Genomic DNA, 21,843 nt, shown 5'->3' on the forward strand with positions numbered 1-21,843 from the left:
GCTGCTTTGCAGCCCATCGCGACACAAGGCCGCCCCTACAGGCGAGAGCGCAACCCAAAGGTTCATGCGATCGCCTGTAGGGGCGGCCTTGTGCCGCGATGGGGCGCAAAGCGCCCCCAAAAGCCTTAGGCCCGATCCCGCTCCAGCAGCGGTTTCAAGTAATGCCCGGTATACGACTGTTTCATCTCGCTCAGTTCTTCCGGCGTACCGCAGGCAATGATCTGCCCACCCTTGGAGCCACCCTCTGGCCCCAGGTCCACCAGCCAGTCGGCCGTCTTGATCACATCCAGGTTGTGCTCGATCACCACCACGGTGTTGCCGTGGTCGCGCAGGCGGTGCAGCACGTCCAGCAACTGCTGAATATCGGCAAAGTGCAGGCCAGTGGTCGGCTCGTCGAGGATATACAGGGTCTTGCCGGTGTCACGCTTGGACAGCTCGCGGGATAGCTTGACCCGTTGCGCCTCTCCACCGGAAAGGGTGGTCGCCGACTGCCCCAGCTTGATGTAGGACAAACCCACGTCCATCAGTGTTTGCAGCTTGCGCGCCAACGCCGGCACCGCATCGAAGAACTCGCGGGCATCCTCGATGGTCATCTCCAGCACCTCGTGGATGTTCTTGCCCTTGTACTTGATCTCCAGGGTCTCGCGGTTGTAGCGCTTGCTCTTGCACACGTCGCAGGGTACGTAGATGTCCGGCAGGAAGTGCATTTCCACCTTGATCAAGCCATCGCCCTGGCAGGCCTCGCAGCGGCCGCCCTTGACGTTGAACGAGAAGCGCCCAGGGCCATAACCGCGTGAGCGCGACTCGGGCACGCCGGAGAACAGCTCACGGATCGGAGTAAAAATGCCGGTGTAGGTAGCCGGGTTCGAGCGCGGGGTACGGCCAATCGGGCTCTGGTCGATATCCACGACCTTGTCCAGGTGCTGCAGGCCGTCCATGCTGCTGTGGGGCGCCGCCTCGATGCTGCTCGCGCCATTCAGGGCGGACGCTGCCAGCGGGTACAGGGTGTTGTTGATCAGCGTCGACTTGCCCGAGCCAGATACCCCGGTCACGCACGTCAACAAGCCAATCGGCACCTCGAGGTCAACATTCTGCAGGTTGTTGCCGCGTGCCCCCTTCAGCTTGAGTTGCAGCTTCTTGTTGCGCGGCGTGCGCTTGGCGGGCACGACGATCTTCTTGCGCCCCGACAGGTATTTGCCCGTCAGCGAGTCAGGATGGTCCATGACCTCCTGCGGCGAACCCTCGGCAACGATCTGCCCGCCATGTACGCCCGCACCTGGGCCGATGTCCACTACGTAGTCCGCCAGGCGGATGGCGTCTTCATCATGCTCCACCACAATGACCGTGTTACCCAGGTCGCGCAGGTGATTGAGCGTCGCCAGCAGGCGGTCGTTGTCGCGTTGATGAAGGCCGATCGACGGTTCGTCGAGAATGTACATCACCCCCACCAGGCCTGCGCCGATCTGGCTGGCCAGGCGGATACGCTGGGCCTCGCCCCCCGACAAGGTGTCGGCACTGCGGTCCAGGGTGAGGTAGTCGAGGCCGACGTTGACCAGGAACTGCAGGCGTTCGCAGATTTCCTTGAGGATTTTCGAGGCAATTTCGCCGCGGCGGCCGGTCAGGGTCAGTTCGGCAAAATAGCTGCTGGCATCGCCAATGGGCAGGTTGGTGACCGCCGGCAGGGTTTTCTCGCCAACCCACACGTGGCGCGCTTCGCGACGCAGGCGGGTGCCGCGGCAGTCCGGGCAGGGCTGGGTGCCGAGGAACTTGGCCAGTTCTTCACGCACGGTGGCCGATTCGGTCTCGCGGTAGCGGCGCTCCAGGTTCGGCACAATGCCTTCGAACGGGTGCGAGCGCTTGACGATATCGCCGCGGTCGTTGAGGTACTTGAAGTCGACACTGTGCTTGCCGCTGCCTTGCAGGATCACCTTCTGGTGTTCGGCAGACAGCTCGCCAAACGGCTCTTCCAGGCTGAAGCCGTAGTGTGCCGCCAGTGAGCCGAGCATCTGGAAGTAGTACACGTTGCGGCGGTCCCAGCCGCGGATGGCGCCCTCGGCCAAGGTAAGCTCGGCATTGACCAGGCGCTTGGTGTCGAAGAACTGCTTCACACCCAGGCCGTCGCAAGTCGGGCAGGCACCCGCCGGGTTGTTGAAGGAAAACAGCTTGGGCTCCAGCTCGCTGATCGCGTGGCCGCACACCGGGCAGGCGAAACGGGCGGAGAAGATCGTCTCTTCGCCTTGCTCGTCGTCCATCGGTGCCACCAGGGCAATCCCGTCGGCCAGTTTCAGCGCAGTTTCGAACGATTCGGCCAGGCGCTGCTGCAGGTCGGCGCGCACCTTGAAGCGGTCTACTACCACATCGATGCTGTGCTTCTTCTGCTTGTCCAGCTTGGGCAACTCATCAAGCTCATAGAGCTTGCCGTTGACCCGGGCGCGCACGAAACCCTGCGCGCGCATTTCATCGAACACTGCCAGGTGCTCGCCCTTGCGCTCGCGCACCACCGGCGCCAGAAGCATCAGCTTGCTGCCTTCGGGGCGCTCCAGCACCAGGTCGACCATCTGGCTGACGGTTTGCGCCTCCAGCGGAATGTCGTGGTCCGGGCAGCGTGGGGTGCCGACGCGGGCGTACAGCAGGCGCAGGTAGTCGTAGATCTCGGTGATGGTGCCGACCGTCGAGCGCGGGTTATGCGACGTCGATTTCTGTTCGATGGAGATTGCCGGGGACAGACCTTCGATGGTGTCGACGTCGGGCTTTTCCATCATCGACAGGAATTGCCGGGCGTAGGCCGACAACGATTCCACGTAGCGGCGCTGGCCTTCGGCGTACAGGGTATCGAACGCCAGCGAAGACTTGCCGGAACCGGACAGGCCGGTGATCACGATCAGCTTGTCCCGGGGCAAGGTCAGGTCGATGTTCTTCAGGTTGTGGGTACGTGCCCCACGAATCAGGATCTTGTCCACTGCGGCCTCGCTTGGCGGGCATAAACAAAGAATTATACGGCCCCCTGCCAGTACGCGGCAAAGCGTCGCGTAGATGCCGTCAAGCTGTCGGACTGATAGAATCGCCGCCGGTTCACACGAGGTTACGCCATGCATGACACCCACAACGAGCGCATGAGCAGCAGCGAAACCCGCGCTGCTGGTGGCCTGGCCCTGGTCTTTGCCTTTCGTATGCTGGGCATGTTCATGGTCTTGCCGGTACTGGCCACCTACGGCATGGACCTGGCCGGTGCCACACCTGCGCTGATTGGCCTGGCCATCGGGGCCTATGGCCTGACCCAGGCGGTATTGCAGATTCCGTTCGGGATGATTTCCGACCGCATCGGGCGGCGCCCGATCATCTACCTGGGGTTGGTGATCTTTGCCCTGGGCAGTGTCCTGGCGGCCCAGGCCGACTCTATCTGGGGGGTGATCGCGGGGCGCATCCTGCAAGGTGCCGGGGCAATTTCGGCTGCCGTCATGGCGCTGCTCTCGGACCTGACCCGTGAACAACACCGGACCAAGGCCATGGCCATGATCGGCATGAGCATCGGCCTGTCGTTTGCCGTGGCCATGGTCGTCGGGCCACTGCTGACAAGTGCTTTTGGTTTGTCAGGATTGTTCCTTGCCACTGCCGGGCTTGCCCTGGTCGGCATCCTGCTGATCGCCTTCGTCGTGCCCAGTACCCACAGCCTTCTGCAGCACCGCGAGTCGGGTGTGGCGCGCAAGGCACTCGGCCCGACCCTGCGTCATCCGGACCTTTTGCGCCTGGACGTGAGCATCTTCGTGCTGCATGCCGTCCTCATGGCCAGCTTCGTCGCGCTGCCCCTGGCCTTCGTCGAGCGTGGCGGGCTGCCAAAAGAGCAGCACTGGTGGGTCTACCTGACCGCACTGTTCATCTCATTTTTTGCAATGGTGCCGTTCATCATCTACGGCGAAAAAAAGCGCAAGATGAAGCGTGTGTTGGCCGGTGCAGTCAGTGTCCTGCTGCTGACAGAGATATACTTCTGGGAGTGGGCTGACGGTTTGCGCGGACTGGTGATTGGCACCGTGGTATTCTTTACCGCATTCAACCTGCTGGAGGCCTCGCTGCCTTCGCTGGTGAGCAAGGTGTCGCCTGCCGGTGGCAAGGGCACGGCAATGGGGGTTTATTCCACCAGCCAGTTCCTTGGTGCGGCACTGGGTGGAATTCTGGGTGGCTGGCTGTTCCAGCACGGTGGGTTGGACACGGTATTCCTGGGCTGCGCGGTGTTGTGTGCAATCTGGCTGATCGTCGCGTTGTCCATGAACGAGCCGCCGTATGTGACCAGCTTGCGCATGCCGCTGACGCCAGAGGCAGCCCGGGAAGCCGGCCTGACCGAGCGACTGATGGCCGTGCCGGGTGTGACCGACGCTGTGGTGGTTGCTGAAGAAGCGGCCATCTATATCAAACTGGATACGAAAATTTTGGACCGTGCGACCCTCGAGCGACTGGTGAATCCAGCCTCTTCGGCGTGCGAAGCCTAGGAGAACGTTATGGCCCGTGGGGTTAACAAAGTCATTCTGGTCGGCACTTGTGGCCAGGATCCCGAAGTCCGCTACCTGCCCAACGGTAACGCCGTGACCAACCTGAGCCTGGCTACCAGCGAGCAGTGGACTGACAAGCAGTCGGGCCAGAAGGTCGAGCGTACCGAGTGGCACCGTGTGTCGCTGTTCGGCAAGGTTGCCGAAATTGCCGGCGAGTACCTGCGTAAAGGTTCGCAGTGCTACATCGAAGGCAAGCTGCAGACCCGCGAGTGGGAAAAAGACGGCATCAAGCGTTACACCACCGAGATCATCGTCGACATCAACGGCACCATGCAGCTGCTCGGCGGGCGCCCGCAGGGCCAGCAGCAAGGCGGTGATCCGTACAACCAGGGTGGCGGCAACTACAACCAGGGTGGTGGTCAACAGCAGTACAACCAGGCCCCGCCGCGCCAGCAGGCCCAGCGCCCGCAACAGGCCCCTCAGCGCCCGGCGCCACAGCAGCCAGCGCCTCAGCCGGCTGCAGACTTCGATAGCTTCGATGACGATATTCCGTTCTGATCAGAACATCAGGCGGCTAGCGAAACCAGAAACCCAGGGCCTTGGCCCTGGGTTTTTTTATGAATGCGGCAGGCCAGCGCAGTCACCTCAGAGGGTGCTTTCACCACCCAGTTCTTCAAGCGCCACCCGGGTGAACTGCGCATCCAGCTCCGGCGTTGCGCCGCTGATGATGCTGATGACGACTGAGCGGAGTTATGTAGTCCATTTCCGAAAGTGATGAGCCCTGTAACCCGGCATAGTGCTCTCTACCTGACACATGTCATCGCACCTTCTCGATTCTTGACTAGTCTTATCCATTGGCGAGCAGAATTTGGCTCGCCACCGTGACTACCAAGAGGCGCCGGCAATGTTTCGTGCGTCCAAACCTGATCAGGAGTGCACGATGGACCTGAACCGTCGGCAATTCTTCAAGGTCGCCGCTATCGGCCTTGGAGGCTCGAGCCTGGCGGCGTTGGGCATGGCCCCCACGCCAGCCTTTGCCGAGCAGGTGCGCCACTTCAAGCTGGCGCACACCAAAGAGACCCGAAATACCTGCCCGTACTGTTCGGTCGGCTGCGGCCTGATCCTGTACAGCCAGGGCGATGCGGGCAAGAACGTCAAACAGAACATCATTCATATCGAAGGTGACGCCGACCACCCGGTCAACCGTGGCACCCTCTGTCCGAAAGGTGCCGGCCTGCTGGACTTTATCCACAGCCCGAGCCGCCTGCAGTACCCAGAGGTGCGCAAGCCTGGCAGCCAGGAATGGGTACGGGTCAGCTGGGACGAGGCCCTGGACCGCGTTGCCGACCTGATGAAGCAGGACCGTGACGCCAACTTCATCGAGAAGAACGCCCAGGGGCAAACCGTCAACCGCTGGCTCACCACCGGTTTTCTCGCTGCCTCCGCCGCCTCAAGCGAGGCGGGCTACCTGACCCACAAGGTCATCCGCGCAACAGGCATGCTGGGGTTCGATAACCAAGCACGTGTCTGACATGGCCCGACGGTGGCAAGTCTTGCCCCGACGTACGGCCGTGGCGCCATGACCAACCACTGGTCAGATATCGCCAACGCGAATCTGGTCCTGGTGATGGGTGGCAACGCAGCAGAAGCGCATCCGTGCGGCTTCAAATGGGTGACCGAGGCCAAAGCGCACAACAAGGCGCGGCTTATCGTGGTCGACCCGCGATTTACCCGAACGGCTTCGGTGGCCGACTACTACGCGCCAATCCGTACCGGTACCGACATCGCCTTCATGGGTGGGCTGATCAACTACCTGCTGAGCAACGACAAGATCCAGCACGAATACGTGCGCAATTACACCGACGTGTCTTTCATCGTCAAAGAGAACTATGGCTTCGAAGACGGGCTGTTCAGCGGCTACGACGAGGCCAAGCGCGTGTATGCCGACAAGTCCGGCTGGGGTTATGAGCTGGGTGAGGATGGCTACGCCAAGGTCGACCCGACACTGCAGCACCCGCGCTGCGTGTTCCAGCTGATGAAGAAGCACTACAGCCGCTATACCCCGGCGTTGGCGAGCATGACCTGTGGCATGCCGCAGGACGCCATGATGAAAGTCTGGGAAGAGATCGCCAGCTGCTCGGTCCCGGGCAAGACCATGACGATTCTTTACGCCCTGGGTTGGACGCAACACTCGATCGGTGCGCAAATCATCCGCAGTGCCGCCATGGTGCAGTTGCTGCTGGGTAACGTGGGCATGCCCGGTGGTGGGGTCAACGCGTTGCGCGGCCACTCCAACATCCAGGGCCTCACCGACCTTGGCCTGCTGTCCAATTCGCTGCCGGGCTACCTGACGCTGGCCGGCGATGCCGAGCAGGATTACGCCGCCTATATCGACAAGCGCGCCTCCAAACCGCTGCGCCCGGGGCAGCTGTCTTACTGGCAGAACTACGGCAAGTTCCATGTCAGCCTGATGAAGGCCTGGTACGGTGCCAACGCCACGGCTGAAAACAACTGGGGCTATGACTGGCTGCCCAAGCTCGATGTGCCGGCTTACGATGTGCTGCGCATGTTCGAGATGATGGGCCAGGGCAAGGTCAACGGCTACATGTGCCAAGGCTTCAACCCCATCGCCGCGCTGCCGGACAAGAACCGCGTTACTGCGGCTTTGGCCAAGCTCAAGTGGCTGGTGGTCATGGACCCGCTCGCCACCGAAACCTCGGAGTTCTGGCGCAACATGGGGCCGTTCAACGACGTGGACACGGCCAATATCCAGACCGAAGTGATCCGCCTGCCCACCACCTGCTTCGCTGAGGAAGATGGCTCGCTGGTCAACAGCAGCCGCTGGCTGCAGTGGCACTGGAAAGGTGCCGACGGGCCGGGCGAAACCCGCACCGACGTGCAGATCATGAGCGAGCTGTTCCTGCGCCTGCGTCAGCGTTACCAGACCGAGGGCGGTACCTACCCTGATGCGATCATGAACATCAGCTGGCCGTACAAGATTGCTGATGAGCCATCCCCCGAGGAATTGGCCAAGGAAATGAACGGCTGGGCGGTCACCGACCTTACCGATGCTGCCGGTGCAGCCCTCAAGGCTGGCCAGCAATTGTCGGGCTTCGGTCAACTCAAGGACGATGGCAGCACGGCATCGGGGTGTTGGATCTTTGCCGGCTGCTGGACCGAGCAGGGCAACCAGATGGCTCGCCGCGACAACAGCGACCCGTACGGCATGCACCAGGTGCAGAACTGGGCCTGGGCTTGGCCGGCCAACCGCCGCATTCTCTACAACCGTGCCTCCAGCGACCCGCAAGGCCAGCCTTGGGATCCGGAAAAGAAACGCCTGGTGTGGTGGAACGGCAAGACCTGGACCGGAACCGACGTGCCCGACTTCAAGGTCGACTCGCCACCCGAGGCGGGGATGAACCCGTTCATCATGAACCCCGAGGGCGTGGCGCGGTTCTTCGCCATCGACAAGATGGCCGAAGGCCCGTTCCCCGAGCACTACGAGCCGTTCGAAACGCCGATTGGCATCAACCCGCTGCACCCGCAGAACAAGAAGGCGATCAGCAACCCGGCCGGGCGCATCTTCGACTCGGTATGGGACACCCTCGGCAAGCACGATGAATTCCCGTACGCGGCGACCACCTACCGGCTGACCGAGCACTTCCACTTCTGGAGCAAGCATTGCCGGCTCAACGCCATCGCCCAGCCCGAGCAGTTCGTCGAGATCGGCGAGGTGCTGGCCAATGAAAAAGGCATCAAGGCTGGCGACCGGGTGCGGGTGTCGAGCAAGCGTGGCCATATCGACGCGGTGGCGGTCGTGACCAAGCGGATTCGCCCGCTGCAGGTCAACAACCAGACCGTGCACCAGATCGGCATTCCGCTGCACTGGGGCTTCACCGGCGCAACCCGGCATGGCTACCTGACCAACACCCTGGTGCCATTCCTGGGTGACGGCAACACGCAGACGCCAGAGTCCAAGTCGTTCCTCGTCAAAGTGGAGAAACTCTGATGGCCAGCCAAGACATCATCGCCCGCTCGGCCACCACCACCGTGCCGCCCTCGGTACGCCAGCAGCAGGAAGTCGCCAAGCTGATCGACACCACCAAGTGCATCGGCTGCAAGGCTTGCCAGGTGGCGTGTTCGGAGTGGAACGAACTGCGTGACGAGGTCGGCCACAACCACGGCACCTACGACAATCCCCAGGACCTCACTGCCGAGACCTGGACGCTGATGCGCTTTACCGAGCACGAGCGCGACGACGGCAACCTGGAATGGCTGATCCGCAAGGACGGCTGCATGCATTGTGCCGAGCCAGGCTGCCTCAAGGCGTGCCCAAGCCCAGGGGCGATCATCAAGCATGCCAACGGTATCGTCGACTTCAACCAGGACCACTGTATTGGCTGTGGCTATTGCATCACCGGCTGCCCGTTCAACATTCCGCGCATCTCGCAGAAAGACCACAAGGCGTACAAGTGCACCCTGTGCTCCGACCGCGTGACCGTGGGCCTGGAGCCGGCCTGTGTGAAAACCTGCCCGACCGGGGCAATTGTGTTCGGCACCAAGGACGAGATGAAGGTGCATGCCGCCGAACGCATCGTCGACCTGAAATCGCGTGGCTACGACAACGCCGGGTTGTATGACCCGGATGGCGTCGGCGGTACCCACGTGATGTACGTGTTGCACCATGCCGATACCCCCAAGCTGTATGCCGGCCTGCCGGACCAGCCGGTGATCAGCCCGCTGGTAGGGTTGTGGAAGGGCTTTACCAAGCCCCTGGCGTTGCTGGCGATGGGCGCAGCGGTGCTGGCCGGGTTCTTCCACTATGTGCGGGTCGGGCCACAGCGGGTGGAGGAGGACGAACACCCGGCCGCGGCCGACCCGAGCGTGCAGACAGTGGACCCTGCAGTGCATGTCTATGATCCGAGCAAGCCCGGTGGGCAAGGGGAGCAGCGGCCATGAACGACAACAAACCCATCTTGCGCTACAACGCCAACGAGCGCAGCAACCACTGGCTGGTGGCGATCCTGTTCTTTCTCGCCGGGCTGTCGGGGTTGGCGCTGTTTCACCCGGCACTGTTCTGGCTCAGCAACCTGTTTGGCGGTGGGCCGTGGACGCGCATCCTGCACCCGTTTCTGGGGGTGGCGATGTTCGTGTTCTTCGTTGGCCTGGTGGTGCGGTTCTGGCGGGCCAACTTCATCACCGCGAATGATCGCCTCTGGCTGCGGCGGGTTGACCGGGTAATGCGTAACCAGGAGGAGGGCGTACCGCCAATCGGCAAGTACAACGCCGGGCAGAAGCTGCTGTTCTGGACTCTGCTGGTGTGCATGCTGGTCTTGCTGGTCAGTGGTGTGGTGATCTGGCGAGCGTATTTCAGCCACTGGTTCGGCATCGAGGTAATTCGCCTGTCGGCGTTGCTGCATGCACTGGCGGCCTTCGTGCTGATCCTCAGCATTATCGTGCACATCTACGCCGGTATCTGGATCAAAGGCTCGATTGGCGCCATGCTGCACGGCTGGGTAAGCCGCGCCTGGGCACGCAAGCACCATGAACTGTGGTACCGCGAGGTGACTGGCGACAAGCCGCCGAGTCATCACGGACGAAAAGAAGGATGAGCGCGTGAGCACGATACTCGAACCTGGGCAGATCGAAGCGTCGGCGGTGATGCCGCCGTTTCTGCACCTGCCGCCGGCCAACCTGTTTGAAGTGCGGGCTGCGCGTTTGGACACGCTGGCCCAGGGCAATGCCCTGGGCGACTACCTGAGGCTGGTTGCGCGGTTGTGCCGTGTGCAGCAGCAGCTTGTGGATAACCCCCCTGGCGCCCTGCCGGTGGCTGAGGCGCGCCAGCGCCTGTGCATAAGCCATGGTTTGCCGCCGCTGGCGGCAGACAGCCTGGTACGTGACGGGGCTTGGCTGGTCTGGCTGCAGGCCTTGCTCGGTCACTTTGGCGACGAACCCCAGGGTCCGTTGGCGGAGGCCTTGCAGGTGCTGCGTGGTAGTGATGACAACCAGCGCAAAGGCTGGGGGTTCGCGTTGCTGGCAGGGCAGTATGACGCGGTGCCGCCCGCACTGGTGCCATTGCTCGGGGCTGCGTTGCAGGCGGCCTGGTCCAGTTGGCTGCTGGCATTGCCGGCGCCTGAACTCAAACCCGCTGGCAGCTTGGCCCAGTGCCCGGCCTGCGGCTCGCCGGCGATGGCCGGGGTGGTACGCAACCGTGGCAAGCACAACGGCCTGCGCTATCTGGTGTGCGCGTTGTGTGCCTGTGAATGGCATGTGGTGCGGGTCAAGTGCGTGTACTGCGAGTCGAGCAAGGACTTGCGCTATACCAGCCTTGAGAATGACCGCCATCTACCCGGCAAGGCGCCCCTGCGGGCCGAGTGCTGCCCGGGGTGTGAAAGCTACCTCAAGCAGAACTACCTCGAAAACGACGCAGCGGCCGAGCCCTTGGCCGACGACCTGGCCAGCCTTGCGCTGGACATGCGCCTGGACGAGGAAGGCTTTCATCGCCTGGCGCCCAACCTGATGCTTGCGCCCGGTTAGTGGGTGAGTGTCTACAATGAAAAACCGAGTCGCCTGCTTCGCGGGTGAACCCTTTCCCACAAGACTTGGTACAGGATCATACACCTGCGCAGGCTTTTGTGGGGGCGGGCTCACCCGCGAACAGGCCAGTACCGACGACGGATCAATCCTAGGTAGTACCGCATGTCCAACAGCCTCGCCAGCGACACCCCACGCTTGCCGTCCATCGACACCCTCCTGCGCCATCCGGCCTGCCTCCCACTGATCGACCGCCACGGCCGCGATGCGGTGTTGAGCGCCCTGCGCCAATTGCTGGACGACCTGCGGGAGCCCGCGCGCAGCGGCCAGCTCAGTGCCGCCGAGCTGTCTCTCGAGATCCTTCTGGGCCGCGCCGGCGAACGTCTGGCCGCCCAGCAACGCAGCCAGGTACGCCGAGTGTTCAACCTCACCGGCACCGTGCTGCATACCAACCTCGGCCGTGCCCTGCTGCCGGAAGAAGCCATCGAGGCGATGCAGACCGCCGCCCGCTACCCGCTCAACCTGGAATTCGACCTGGCCAGCGGCAAGCGTGGTGACCGCGACGACCTGATCGAGGGCCTTATCCGCGAGCTGACCGGCGCCGAGGCGGTTACCGTGGTCAACAACAATGCCGCGGCGGTACTGCTGGCGCTCAACAGCCTGGGTGCGCGCAAGGAGGGCATTATCTCGCGCGGCGAACTGATCGAGATCGGTGGCGCCTTCCGCATCCCGGACATCATGGCCCGCGCCGGGGTGAAGCTGCACGAGATCGGCACCACCAACCGCACCCATGCCCGCGACTACGAGGCTGCCATTGGCCCGCGAACCGGGTTACTGATGCGCGTGCACTGCAGCAACTACAGCATTCAAGGTTTCACCACCCAGGTGCCCACCGCCGAGCTGGCGCGAATCGCCCACCAGCATGACCTGCCACTGCTCGAAGACCTCGGCAGCGGTAGTTTGCTCGATCTCACCCGCTGGGGCCTGCCGGCCGAGCCCACGGTGCGCCAGGCCCTGGCTGATGGCGCCGATCTGGTGACCTTCAGTGGCGACAAGCTGCTGGGCGGCCCGCAGGCCGGGATCATCGTCGGGCGCAAGGCATTGATCGCCAGGATCAAGAAAAACCCGCTCAAGCGTGCGCTGCGGGTCGACAAGATCACCCTGGCCGCACTCGAAGCGGTGCTGGCGCTGTACCGCAACCCGGACCGGTTGGCCGAGCGCCTGCCCAGTTTGCGCTTGTTGACCCGTGGCCAGGCCGATATCCAGGCCCAGGCCGAACGCCTGCTGCCAGACCTCCAGGCCCGCCTTGGTGCGCAATGGGTCGTCAGCGTAGAACCTGCGTTGGGCATGATAGGCAGTGGCAGCCAGCCGGTTGCGCGCCTGCCCAGTGCCGCGCTGTGCCTGCGCCCACAGGTGTCGAAGAAGTTGCGCGGGCGCAGCCTGCATGTGCTGGAGCGGGCCCTGCGGGGCCTGCCAGTGCCGGTGCTTGGTCGCATCGACGACGACGCGCTATGGCTGGACCTGCGCCAGCTGGACGACGAAGCCCAATGGCTGGCGCAATTGCCGGCGTTGCAGTTGGGGCCGGTGCAGTGATCGTTGGTACCGCCGGCCACATCGACCATGGCAAGACCGCACTGCTGAAGGCACTGACCGGCCAGGCCGGTGACCTGCGCCAGGAAGAGCGTGAGCGGGGCATGACCATCGACCTGGGTTACCGCTACGCGGTGCTGGCCGAAGGTGCACCGCTGACGGGCTTCATCGATGTGCCGGGCCACGAGCGGTTTATCCACAACATGCTGGCCGGGGCCCATGGCATAGACGTGGTGCTGCTGGTGGTGGCGGCAGACGATGGCGTCATGCCGCAGACACGTGAGCACCTGGCAATCATCGAGCTGTTGGGTATCCCCCAGGCACTGGTGGCGATCAGCAAGTGCGACCGCGTCGAGCCGGCGCGCCTGGCCCAGGTGCAGGCGCAGGTCAGTGAGCTGCTGGCGCCAGGGCCCTATGCCGGGGCGCGGCAGTTCCCGGTGTCGAGCCTTGGCGGGGAGGGCATCGACGCGTTGCGCCAAGCCTTGCTGAAGGCGCAAACCGCTGTGCGGCAACGCAGTGCGCAAGGCGGTTTTCGCCTGGCTATCGACCGCGCCTTCGCCGTTACCGGTGCGGGGGTGGTGGTGACTGGCACGGCGCTGGCCGGCCGGGTGAGTGCCGGCGATACCCTGGTCCTGGGCAAGGCCGGCAAGGCGGTGCGGGTGCGGGGCCTGCATGCACAAAACCAGGCCGCGCAGGTAGCGCAGGCCGGCCAGCGAGTAGCGCTCAATATCGCAGCCGAACGCCTTAGCGCGGAGCAAGTTCACCGTGGCGACTGGCTGCTGCCGCAGTGGCTGCACGCGCCCAGTGTTCGGGTGGATATCGAGTTGAACCTGCTGCCGGGCGAGCTGCGGGCGTTCGAGCACTTCAGTGCCGTGCATGTGCACCTCGGCACCCAGGACGTGACGGCCCGTGTCGCGTTGCTGGAAGGTGAAACCCTGGCCGCCGGCCAGCGCATGTTTGCCCAGTTACTGCTCAATGCGCCGTTGCAGGCCGTGCATGGCGACCGCCTGGTACTGCGTGACCAGCGTGCTCAGCGCACCTTGGGCGGCGGCAGGGTACTCGATCCGTTTGCCCCCAGCCGCCAGCGCCGCAGCCACGAGCGTCTACGCCAGCTGCAGGTGCTGCGGGATGCCCAGGGCCTGGAGCAGGCGCTGCCGGCACTGCTGGCCAGTGCCCCCGGTGGTATCGACCCACAGCGCCTGGAGCGGCAGTTCAATCGCCTGCGCGAAACCTGGCAGCTACCGGCGAACGTGTTGGTGGTGGCCACGCGACAGGGCCAGCTGCTGTTCGCCAGCGCCCAATGGCAGGCGCTGAAACGGCAGGTGCTGGCGCAACTTGCCCGCTTCCACGAGCAAGAACCCGATCAGCTGGGCCCCGACCGTGACCGCCTGCGGCGCTTTACTGCATTGCCGTTGGAGCGGCCTGCGTTTGTCAGCCTGCTTGAGGAACTGCTAGAGGAAGGGGTGATTGCCGCCAGTGGGCCCTGGCTGCATTTGCCGGATCACAAGGTCCAGTTGAGTGAAGCCGACGAGGCACTTTGGGCGCGCCTGCAGCCCAGGTTGCTGGCGGGGCAGTTCGATCCGCCCTGGGTCAGGACATTGGCTGCAGAAGAGAACTGCCTTGAAGCCGACGTTCGTTTGTTGTTGCGCAAGCTGGCGCGTTTGGGCGTGGTGCACCAGGTGGTGCGCGACCTGTTCTACCCCGCAGCGACGCTACAGCGCATGGCAGAGCTGCTGCTGGGGCAGGCGGCTGGCACTTCATTAGTGCAGGTTGCTGCATTTCGCGATATGTTGGGCATCGGTCGCAAGCGCAGTGTGCAGATTCTGGAATACTTCGACCGCATCGGCCTGACCCGCAGGATGGCCGAGCAGCGTCACATTCGCGCTGACAGCGCCCTGGCCCAGCAGTACGCCAGGCACTGAGTTCAAGGAAGGCAATCGCGCCCGGTGGCGCGGCCGGGCTTCAAACCCGGTTGGGGACGGCAGCCGTTCCCGGGCAGGTTCGACTCCCGCTGCCTTCCGCCATCTTCTTTTCTTGCCCGGGCGAGTGCGGGTAGTGCCTACGCCCGCTCCCCACACAGGTCCAGGGCAAACCAGCGTTCTGCTGACTCCACATCCAACCCTGCACCCAGCAGCGCAACCATCTTGCCCAGCGCCGCCTCGCGGGTCATGCCGCCGCCACTGACCAGGCCCGCGCTACGCAGTCGGTTGCCTGCCGCATAGGTATCGAATACCACCGAGCCTTCAGGGCATTGGCTGATTGCCGCCAGCAGCACACCGCGCTGGCGCGCTGCGCGCAGTACCTCGAGCAACGCCAGGTCATCCGACGGCCCGGTACCACTGCCATAGCACTCCAGCAGCAAGCCCTGCACGCCGCTGCCCAACAAGGCCTGCAGATGGCTGGCCTGCAGCCCGGGGAACACAGGCACGACCGCCAGGTTGACCGGCTGGCGCGGCTGGCGGTAATCCAGCTCGGCCGGGATGGCTGCCGCACGCTGGCTGTCGCGATGCCGCGGCAGGGCAACGAACGCATCGAACGCTTCACTGCGCAACTTGGTAGCCCGGCAACCGTGCACCAGCTGCCCATGGAAGTACAACTGCACGCCGTCTTCCAGCCCTTGTTCGAACAGGCGCAGCGCGCCACACAGGTTGGGCCAGGCGTCGCTGTCGGCAGCGCCGGCCGGCAGCATCGAACCGGTCAGCAGTACCGGCACGGGCAAGCCCAGCAGCAGGAACGACAAGGCAGCCGCGCTATAGGCCAGGCTATCGGTGCCGTGCAGCACCAGCACCCCATCATGGCCAGCATCCACCGCCGTGACGATGGCATCACGCATGGCCAGCCAGTTGTGCTGTTGCATGTTGGCGCTGTCCAGCAGCGGGTTCAGCTCTTGCAGGGTCCACTGCAGCTGGGGGGCATCGGACAGTTGCGCGAAGTGTTCACGCATCCGCCCGTCGAAACCGCCGGCCGGTGCCAGGCCCTCCGGGGTTTCGAGCATGCCGATGGTGCCACCGGTATAGAGAACGAGAAGATTCTTGACTGCACGCATGGAAAGCATCCGTGGCGGTGAGCGGAGAAAAAAGCCGCCCACGGACGGGGCGGCTTTGGCAGGGCAGGGTATCAGCGCTGTGGCTGGGCCTGGACGGCTGCTTTGTCAGCGGCTGTTTCCAGCTGAGGGTTGGCTGGCCATGCGTTGCGGTCCAGGTCCAGGTCGGCGAACTTGGTCGAATCGAACACTGGCTGCTTGATACCGGCCTTGCGCTGCTCGTCGTAGTCGCGCATCACCCGCAGGCCAATCTTGAACAACAGGGCCAGGGCGATCAGGTTGACGAAGGCCAGGCAGGTCATGGTGATGTCGGCGAAGGCGAACACGGTCGACAGGTCTTGCATCGAACCCCACACCACCAGCGCCAGTACCAGGCCACGGAACACCATCAGTACCACGCGGTTGCGGCTGAGGAACTGCAGGCTGTTCTCGCCCAGGTAGTAGTTGTAGAGAATGCAGGTGAACACGAACAGCGACAGCGCAACGCTGACGAATACGCGGCCCCAGTCACCCACCACCGCGGCCAGCGAGTTCTGGGTCAGGACAATGCCGTCGCCCTCGAAGCCTGGGGTGTAGAAGCCCGACAGCAGGATCAGCAGTGCGGTGCAGGTGCAGATCACGAAGGTGTCGAGGAACACGCTGAAGGCCTGGACCACGCCCTGCGCGCCCGGGTGTTTCACTGCCGCCACGGCGGCAACGTTCGGTGCACTGCCCAACCCTGCTTCGTTGGCGAACACGCCCCGCTTCACGCCCATGACGATGGCGCTGCCGAGCAGGCCGCCAAACGCAGGGTCAAGGCCGAAAGCGCTCTTGAAGATGGTTTCCAGCATGGCGGGTACGTGGTCGATCTGGGTGCCGATCACGTACAGGGTCACGCCGATGTAGGCCAGGGTCTTGACCGGCACCAGCAGGTCCGAGACCGCCGCGATGCGCTTGATGCCACCGATGAAGGTGATGGCCAGCAGCACGGCCAGCACCAGCCCGGTGTGGCTCGGCTTGAAGTCGAAGGCATTCTGCAGCGAATGGGTAACGGTGTACGACTGCAGGCCGATGAAGGCGAAGCCGTAGGTCACCAGCAGCAGGATCGAGAACACGATGGCCATGCTTTTCAGCTTCAGGCCATGCTGGATGTAGTAGGCCGGGCCGCCACGGTACAAGCCGTCGCCATCGGCGCGTTTGTACACCTGGGCCAGGGTACATTCGAAGAAACTGCTGGCCATGCCGACCAGGGCAGTGACCCACATCCAGAACACCGCGCCAGGGCCGCCCAAGGTCACGGCAATGCCGACCCCGGCGATGTTACCGGCGCCCACGCGGCCAGCCAGGCTCAGCATCAGGGCCTGGAAGGAGCTCAACTGGCCTGCCTGGCCACGCAGCGATTCCTTGAACACGGCGAACATGTGGCCGAAATGGCGGAACTGTACGAACCGCGAACGGATGGTGAAGTAACCGCCGAGACCGACGATCAGCACGATGAGGAGTTTCCCCGAGAGGAAATCGTTGAGTGCTTCGAGCATTGGAAAATGACCTCGATTCTTATTCTTCGTGTGGATTGATCAGCGGACGGCAGGCGCACCGCTATTCGTTGGGGCGCATGGTTGGCCATGACAAGAGTCGTTACAATTTCGCGGGTTGCTCTGACTTGATGCGACTTGATGCTACAATGGCGTCATTCGCGTCACCTGGATTCCGCACATGAGTGAGCATTTCGCTACCAACCTCAAACTGGCTTGCAGCCACTACCGCTCTATTTCCGAAGTTTGCCGCCAGCTCTCGATCAACCGAGCGCAGTTCAACAAGTACCTCAGCGGGCAGAGCCGTCCGACGGCTTTCAACCTGAAACGCATCGGTGATTTCTTTGGCGTCGAGGATTACGAGCTGAACCTGCCTGCCGAGCAGTTCGCCCGCCTGATCGGTGCCCGCGTCTCCACACTGGCCGAACAACCCAGCGACCCGATCAGTGAACTGTTCCGCCCGCTGCATGAGCACGCCGGCAACCTGTCGCGGTATTGCGGCTATTACTTCGAGTATTCGAACTGCATGTCGGTGCCCGGCACGATCCTGGTGTCGCTGGTGCACCTGTGGGAAGAGCGGGGGCGTTTCCTGTTCGAGCGCCAGGAGCGGCAGGAGCGCTCCAGCGCCACGGACCTGCATGCCGAAGTCCGTTGCCGCTATCTGGGCGCGGCGTTTCAGTTGCAGGACCGAGTGTTCCTCATCGACTACGAGTCGCTGACTTTCAACGAAATGAGCCAGACCATCCTGATTCCCAGCTTCAAAAGCCGGATCACCCGCCTGAATGGCCTGAAGGCCGGGGTTTCCAGCGGCGACCGGCGCAACCCGGCCTGCACACGGGTGGTGTGGGAGTACCTGGGTGAGGAGATCAATCGCATCAATGCCTACCGACAGGTCAAACTGTACCGCCCGGATGATCCGCGTATAGATGATGACGTCAGGGAACGTCTGAGCGTGGGGCCGTTGCGCAACAGTTTGTTTGAGATTGAATAGACAGGATGGCTGTACTCGGCATGCCACTGCCGCTCTATCGGTTTGACCGATGACTGGAATTGAATTCAGGCCCGCTGAGTACTCATAGGCGGTGCAACCATTGCGCCACCGGATGATCAGTACTGAGCATCAACTTGGTTGCCATCAGGCAGCACACGGCGATCAGCAGCGGTTTCACCAGCCGCGGCCCGAAGTGGAGCGCACACCGCGCGCCCAGCTGCGCACCAATGATGGCGGACACGGCCATTATCAATGCCAAAGGCCAGACGATCGCCCCACTGCATGCAAACACGGTCAGGGCTCCCAGGTTGCAGCAAGCATTCAGGAGTTTGCTTCTGCAAATTGCTTGCATGAGCGGCTGTCCCAGCAGCAGGGTGCATGCGACCATGAAAAATGAACCGGTACCTGGCCCGAAAATACCGTCATAGAAGCCGATGGCTGGCACTACCGCCAGTGTGAATGCAACGCTCGACAGCCGTTGCTTGCGCTCCTGACCACTCAACGTGGGAGTGAACGCAAAGTAGGCGGCGACCGCGATCAGCATGATGGGAACGACAGATTCCAGGACATACCTGTCGAGCATGCTGATTGACATGGCGCCAGTGACGCCTCCAGTAAAGGATAGGCAGGCCATAGGCCAGTCTGCTCGCCAATCGATCATTCGTTTTCGAGCAAACGCCCAGACGGCTGACGCACTGGCTGAGGAAGCTTGAAATTTGTTAGTGGCCATTGCTGCCAATGGGTCGATGCCTGCGATGAATAGAGCGGGAAGAGTGAGGAGTCCGCCGCCGCCTGCTATTGCATCGAAGAAACCGGCAAACAGCGCGACGGCTGCTAGCGCTATATAGATCGAATCCATTTTCAATTGTGCTCCATTTTCACTAGCCACGTACTATCAACGGGTCTTGCTGCAGGATTAATGGCCGCGCATCTGGCGAATACCCAAACAGCCTGATCAGTAGTCGCCTTTTATCTTTGATTGTGTCGCGTGCATGCAGGGCCTGGCTGTTGTTGATTAACAGCGCAGAGGTGGGCTGCAGAACGAATTCGTAACAATCTGCCTGATTCAATAGATCTTTCAATGACCAGTAGGCTTGGCGCGCCAATTGGCTAGCTTTTTCGTGCACAGAGTACCGATAACTGTTGTAGCGCAAGGTGAAGTCACCTCGAGGGTCGAACTGGATGATGGAATGTTCTAGCATGTCCTCGCTGTCGTCCTTGACGAAACATTCACTGCGACTGAAACAGAATGATTTCGATGAAAGCGCCAGTGCTTCAAGGCCGTTCAGTTTTGCAATTACATTGCGTACCGGTATCAATTTTGTCGGCTCTTGGGATGGGTTCCATCGGGCCGTCAGAATCAAGGCGCTGGGACATCTGGGCCACCCATCGCACCGACTTGGCGGGCTGCGCAGTCCAGAAAATTGGCTTGCTGGTCATTGAGCTCGAACTGGATGACCTCAGTCGATCGTTGAGGCACGTTCCCTATCATTGTTTTTTTCCTTGTATGTAGGGGGAGGTGGAACTTTTTGTGAGTTCGCCGTTAATTTAGCCAGAGAATCTTACGCAGTGATGCAGGACCTGCTCCCTTGGTCATGTGAGGAATGTCCTCGGCGGTGGTAGGAATAGCCCTACGTATCCACCTCCGCCCCAGGGTTGGACTTCCCCGCCCGGAAACCGCAAAATGACCCACTTTCCTTAATCAACCTCTCCGGATCTGCTGACTCTATGCGTATGCGCCTAATGCTGTTGGGTGGTGGCAATGCCCTCGGGCAAGCGCTGATTCGTCTTGGGGCCGAGGAGGACATCGCATTCCTGGCGCCGCGCCCGCCCGAGAGCGGCTGGACGCCGGCGAGCCTGACCCAGTTGCTTGACGACCATCGCCCCGATGCCCTGGTGAACCTGGCCTATTACTTCGACTGGTTCCAGGCCGAGTCGGTCAGCGAGCCGCGCCTGGCGCAACAGGAGCGGGCAGTCGAGCGGCTGGCAGAGCTGTGCCAGCACCACCAGATCACCCTGGTGCAGCCTTCCAGCTACCGGGTATTCGATGGCTCGCGGGCCACTGCCTACAGCGAGAAGGACGAGCCCGTACCCCTGGGGCTGCGGGGCCAGGCCTTGTGGCGGATCGAGCAGAGCGTGCGGGCGGCGTGCCCGCAACATGTACTGCTGCGCTTTGGCTGGTTGCTGGACGAAAGCATCGATGGCTCGCTCGGTCGTTTCCTCACCCGTGCCGAGCAACCGGCCGAGTTGCTGCTGGCCGATGACCGGCGCGGCAACCCCACACCTGTGGACGATGCGGCCCGGGTGATCCTGTCTGTGCTCAAGCAACTCGATTGCAACGCGCCGCTATGGGGGACCTACCATTACGCCGGCAACGAGGCGACCACGCCGCTGGTGTTGGGCCAGGCGATCCTGGCCGAGGCCGGCCAATATCGCCAGCTGGCAGTGCAGGCACCCACGGCGCAAGCGCATGCCGCGCGGCCGGATGCCAGCGAAGAGCCGCAGCATGCCGTATTGGCCTGCAAGAAAATCCTTCATACCTTTGGCATCAAGCCGCGTGCCTGGCGCGCCGGCTTGCCGCCCCTACTGGACCGTTTCTACCGCCATGGCTGATGCCCCCATCCTGATCACCGGCGGTGCCGGCTTCATTGGTTCCCACCTGTGCGATGCGTTGTTGGACAAAGGCTACGCCGTACGCATTCTCGATGACTTGTCCACTGGCCGGCGGGACAACCTGCAGGTCGACCACCCACGGCTGGAACTGATCGAAGGCGATGTCGCCGATGCTGCTCTGGTCATGCGGGCTGCGGCAGGTTGCAGTGCCGTGGTGCACCTGGCCGCAGTGGCTTCGGTGCAGGCCTCGGTCGAAGATCCGGTGCGTACCCACCAGAGCAATTTCATCGGCACCCTCAATGTTTGTGAAGCCATGCGCGTGCACGGTCTGCGCCGGGTGGTGTTCGCCTCCAGTGCCGCCGTGTATGGCAACAATGGCGAGGGCGAGTCGATCGCCGAGGATACGCCCAAGGCACCGCTGACGCCCTATGCCGTGGACAAGCTGGCCAGTGAGCAATACCTGGACTTCTACCGCCGTCAGCATGGGCTGGAGCCGGTGGTGTTCCGCTTCTTCAATATCTTCGGGCCTCGCCAGGACCCGTCCTCGCCCTATTCCGGGGTTATCAGCATCTTCTGCGAGCGTGCTGTGCAGGGCCTGCCGATCACCGTGTACGGGGATGGCGAGCAGACCCGCGATTTCCTGTATGTAGGCGACCTGGTGCAAGTGATGGTGCAGGCGCTGGAGCAGCCGCAGGTCGAGGAGGGTGCGGTGAACATCGGCCTCAACCAGGCAACGTCGATCAACCAAATGCTCGCGGCGCTGCAGAAAGTCGTGGGCAGCTTGCCAGCGGTGACCTACGCGGCGGCGCGTGCCGGTGATATTCGTCATTCGCGGGCCGATAACCAGCGCTTGCTGGCGCGGTTTGCATTCCCGCAGGCTACGCCGATGGTCGAGGGGCTGGCCCGGCTACTGGGTAAAAGCTGAAGTCACGGGCCAAGCGATGCCCTGCCTGCACGGCCTGTAGGAGCAACTGTCTTTCTCAAAATGTGAAAAGCCTGCGCGATCCATTGTGGGAGCGGGCGTGCCCGCGAAGCAGGCGACGCGGTGTCTGGCACCGGCTGCGCCGGTGTTCG

16 protein-coding genes and 1 tRNA gene are annotated in these 21,843 nt (G+C 62.8%); 12 read left to right on the plus strand and 5 right to left on the minus strand.

Annotated features, from left to right (window positions below; translation table 11 throughout):
- Positions 1-125: 125 nt before the first annotated feature.
- Positions 126-2,960 (minus strand): excinuclease ABC subunit UvrA, encoded by a 2,835-nt coding sequence (uvrA, locus tag L1P09_RS02335; RefSeq protein WP_009681965.1) that lies wholly within the window; start codon positions 2,958-2,960, stop codon positions 126-128.
- Positions 2,961-3,089: 129 nt separating this feature from the next.
- Between uvrA and L1P09_RS02340 the strand changes: the two genes are divergently transcribed.
- From L1P09_RS02340 to L1P09_RS02380, 9 genes are all read left to right on the plus strand, one after another.
- On the plus strand, positions 3,090-4,484 hold the full coding sequence (locus tag L1P09_RS02340) for an MFS transporter (RefSeq protein ID WP_009681966.1): 1,395 nt from the start codon (positions 3,090-3,092) through the stop codon (positions 4,482-4,484).
- Between the two features lie 9 nt (positions 4,485-4,493).
- A complete protein-coding gene (locus tag L1P09_RS02345) occupies positions 4,494-5,042 on the plus strand; it encodes a single-stranded DNA-binding protein (protein ID WP_009681967.1) in 549 nt (182 codons plus the stop codon).
- A gap of 382 nt (positions 5,043-5,424) precedes the next feature.
- Positions 5,425-8,493, plus strand: coding sequence for a formate dehydrogenase-N subunit alpha (gene fdnG / locus L1P09_RS02350; protein WP_235768403.1), 3,069 nt, complete (start codon positions 5,425-5,427; stop codon positions 8,491-8,493).
- Positions 8,493-9,443, plus strand: coding sequence for a formate dehydrogenase subunit beta (fdxH, locus tag L1P09_RS02355; RefSeq protein ID WP_009685687.1), 951 nt, complete (start codon positions 8,493-8,495; stop codon positions 9,441-9,443). Before fdnG ends, fdxH begins: the two co-directional genes overlap by 1 nt.
- Complete coding sequence (locus L1P09_RS02360; RefSeq protein ID WP_009685688.1) at positions 9,440-10,096, plus strand: formate dehydrogenase subunit gamma; 657 nt, start codon at positions 9,440-9,442, stop codon at positions 10,094-10,096. Before fdxH ends, L1P09_RS02360 begins: the two co-directional genes overlap by 4 nt.
- Before the next feature lie 4 nt (positions 10,097-10,100).
- Complete coding sequence (gene fdhE, locus L1P09_RS02365; RefSeq protein ID WP_009685689.1) at positions 10,101-11,021, plus strand: formate dehydrogenase accessory protein FdhE; 921 nt, start codon at positions 10,101-10,103, stop codon at positions 11,019-11,021.
- Positions 11,022-11,183: 162 nt separating this feature from the next.
- Entirely contained in the window at positions 11,184-12,611 is a 1,428-nt protein-coding gene (gene selA, locus L1P09_RS02370) for an L-seryl-tRNA(Sec) selenium transferase (protein ID WP_009685690.1), read from the plus strand.
- Positions 12,608-14,530 (plus strand): selenocysteine-specific translation elongation factor, encoded by a 1,923-nt coding sequence (selB, locus tag L1P09_RS02375; RefSeq protein ID WP_235768935.1) that lies wholly within the window; start codon positions 12,608-12,610, stop codon positions 14,528-14,530. The genes selA and selB overlap by 4 nt, the downstream gene beginning before the upstream one ends.
- Before the next feature lie 6 nt (positions 14,531-14,536).
- A tRNA-Sec gene (locus tag L1P09_RS02380) sits at positions 14,537-14,632 on the plus strand.
- 35 nt (positions 14,633-14,667) lie between these two features.
- Here the strand turns inward: L1P09_RS02380 and L1P09_RS02385 are convergent.
- Complete coding sequence (locus tag L1P09_RS02385) at positions 14,668-15,654, minus strand: asparaginase (RefSeq protein WP_390898577.1); 987 nt, start codon at positions 15,652-15,654, stop codon at positions 14,668-14,670.
- A gap of 71 nt (positions 15,655-15,725) precedes the next feature.
- Positions 15,726-17,168 (minus strand): alanine/glycine:cation symporter family protein, encoded by a 1,443-nt coding sequence (locus tag L1P09_RS02390; protein WP_192441564.1) that lies wholly within the window; start codon positions 17,166-17,168, stop codon positions 15,726-15,728.
- Positions 17,169-17,346: 178 nt separating this feature from the next.
- Between L1P09_RS02390 and L1P09_RS02395 the strand changes: the two genes are divergently transcribed.
- Positions 17,347-18,156 carry a helix-turn-helix domain-containing protein gene (locus L1P09_RS02395; protein ID WP_029885046.1) on the plus strand — a complete coding sequence of 270 codons (810 nt, stop codon included), beginning with the start codon at positions 17,347-17,349 and terminating at the stop codon, positions 18,154-18,156.
- 82 nt (positions 18,157-18,238) lie between these two features.
- Here the strand turns inward: L1P09_RS02395 and L1P09_RS02400 are convergent, their stop codons facing one another.
- Positions 18,239-19,015: a TSUP family transporter gene (locus L1P09_RS02400; protein ID WP_235768405.1), complete on the minus strand. Its 777-nt coding sequence runs from the start codon at positions 19,013-19,015 to the stop codon at positions 18,239-18,241.
- A gap of 22 nt (positions 19,016-19,037) precedes the next feature.
- Positions 19,038-19,520 carry a TauD/TfdA family dioxygenase gene (locus L1P09_RS02405; protein WP_235768407.1) on the minus strand — a complete coding sequence of 161 codons (483 nt, stop codon included), beginning with the start codon at positions 19,518-19,520 and terminating at the stop codon, positions 19,038-19,040.
- A 364-nt stretch (positions 19,521-19,884) separates the two neighbouring features.
- Between L1P09_RS02405 and L1P09_RS02410 the strand changes: the two genes are divergently transcribed.
- Both L1P09_RS02410 and L1P09_RS02415 read left to right on the plus strand, forming a co-directional pair.
- Entirely contained in the window at positions 19,885-20,769 is an 885-nt protein-coding gene (locus L1P09_RS02410; protein WP_080709155.1) for a sugar nucleotide-binding protein, read from the plus strand.
- Positions 20,762-21,694, plus strand: coding sequence for an NAD-dependent epimerase/dehydratase family protein (locus L1P09_RS02415; protein WP_054913705.1), 933 nt, complete (start codon positions 20,762-20,764; stop codon positions 21,692-21,694). The genes L1P09_RS02410 and L1P09_RS02415 overlap by 8 nt, the downstream gene beginning before the upstream one ends.
- The last annotated feature ends 149 nt before the right edge of the window (positions 21,695-21,843 follow it).

It is taken from the genome of Pseudomonas juntendi (assembly GCF_021560075.1).
Classification (GTDB): domain Bacteria; phylum Pseudomonadota; class Gammaproteobacteria; order Pseudomonadales; family Pseudomonadaceae; genus Aquipseudomonas; species Aquipseudomonas juntendi.

What these genes read in the sequence shown, in the direction of transcription:
- L1P09_RS02340 (WP_009681966.1), top strand. Translation starts at nt 3,090, where the DNA reads ATGCATGACACCCACAACGAGCGCATGAGCAGCAGCGAAACCCGCGCT.
- L1P09_RS02345 (WP_009681967.1), top strand. Translation starts at nt 4,494, where the DNA reads ATGGCCCGTGGGGTTAACAAAGTCATTCTGGTCGGCACTTGTGGCCAG.
- fdxH (WP_009685687.1), top strand. Translation starts at nt 8,493, where the DNA reads ATGGCCAGCCAAGACATCATCGCCCGCTCGGCCACCACCACCGTGCCG.
- L1P09_RS02360 (WP_009685688.1), top strand. Translation starts at nt 9,440, where the DNA reads ATGAACGACAACAAACCCATCTTGCGCTACAACGCCAACGAGCGCAGC.
- selA (WP_009685690.1), top strand. Translation starts at nt 11,184, where the DNA reads ATGTCCAACAGCCTCGCCAGCGACACCCCACGCTTGCCGTCCATCGAC.
- L1P09_RS02385 (WP_390898577.1), bottom strand. Translation starts at nt 15,654, where the DNA reads ATGCGTGCAGTCAAGAATCTTCTCGTTCTCTATACCGGTGGCACCATC.
- L1P09_RS02390 (WP_192441564.1), bottom strand. Translation starts at nt 17,168, where the DNA reads ATGCTCGAAGCACTCAACGATTTCCTCTCGGGGAAACTCCTCATCGTG.
- L1P09_RS02395 (WP_029885046.1), top strand. Translation starts at nt 17,347, where the DNA reads ATGAGTGAGCATTTCGCTACCAACCTCAAACTGGCTTGCAGCCACTAC.
- L1P09_RS02400 (WP_235768405.1), bottom strand. Translation starts at nt 19,015, where the DNA reads ATGGATTCGATCTATATAGCGCTAGCAGCCGTCGCGCTGTTTGCCGGT.
- L1P09_RS02410 (WP_080709155.1), top strand. Translation starts at nt 19,885, where the DNA reads ATGCGTATGCGCCTAATGCTGTTGGGTGGTGGCAATGCCCTCGGGCAA.
- L1P09_RS02415 (WP_054913705.1), top strand. Translation starts at nt 20,762, where the DNA reads ATGGCTGATGCCCCCATCCTGATCACCGGCGGTGCCGGCTTCATTGGT.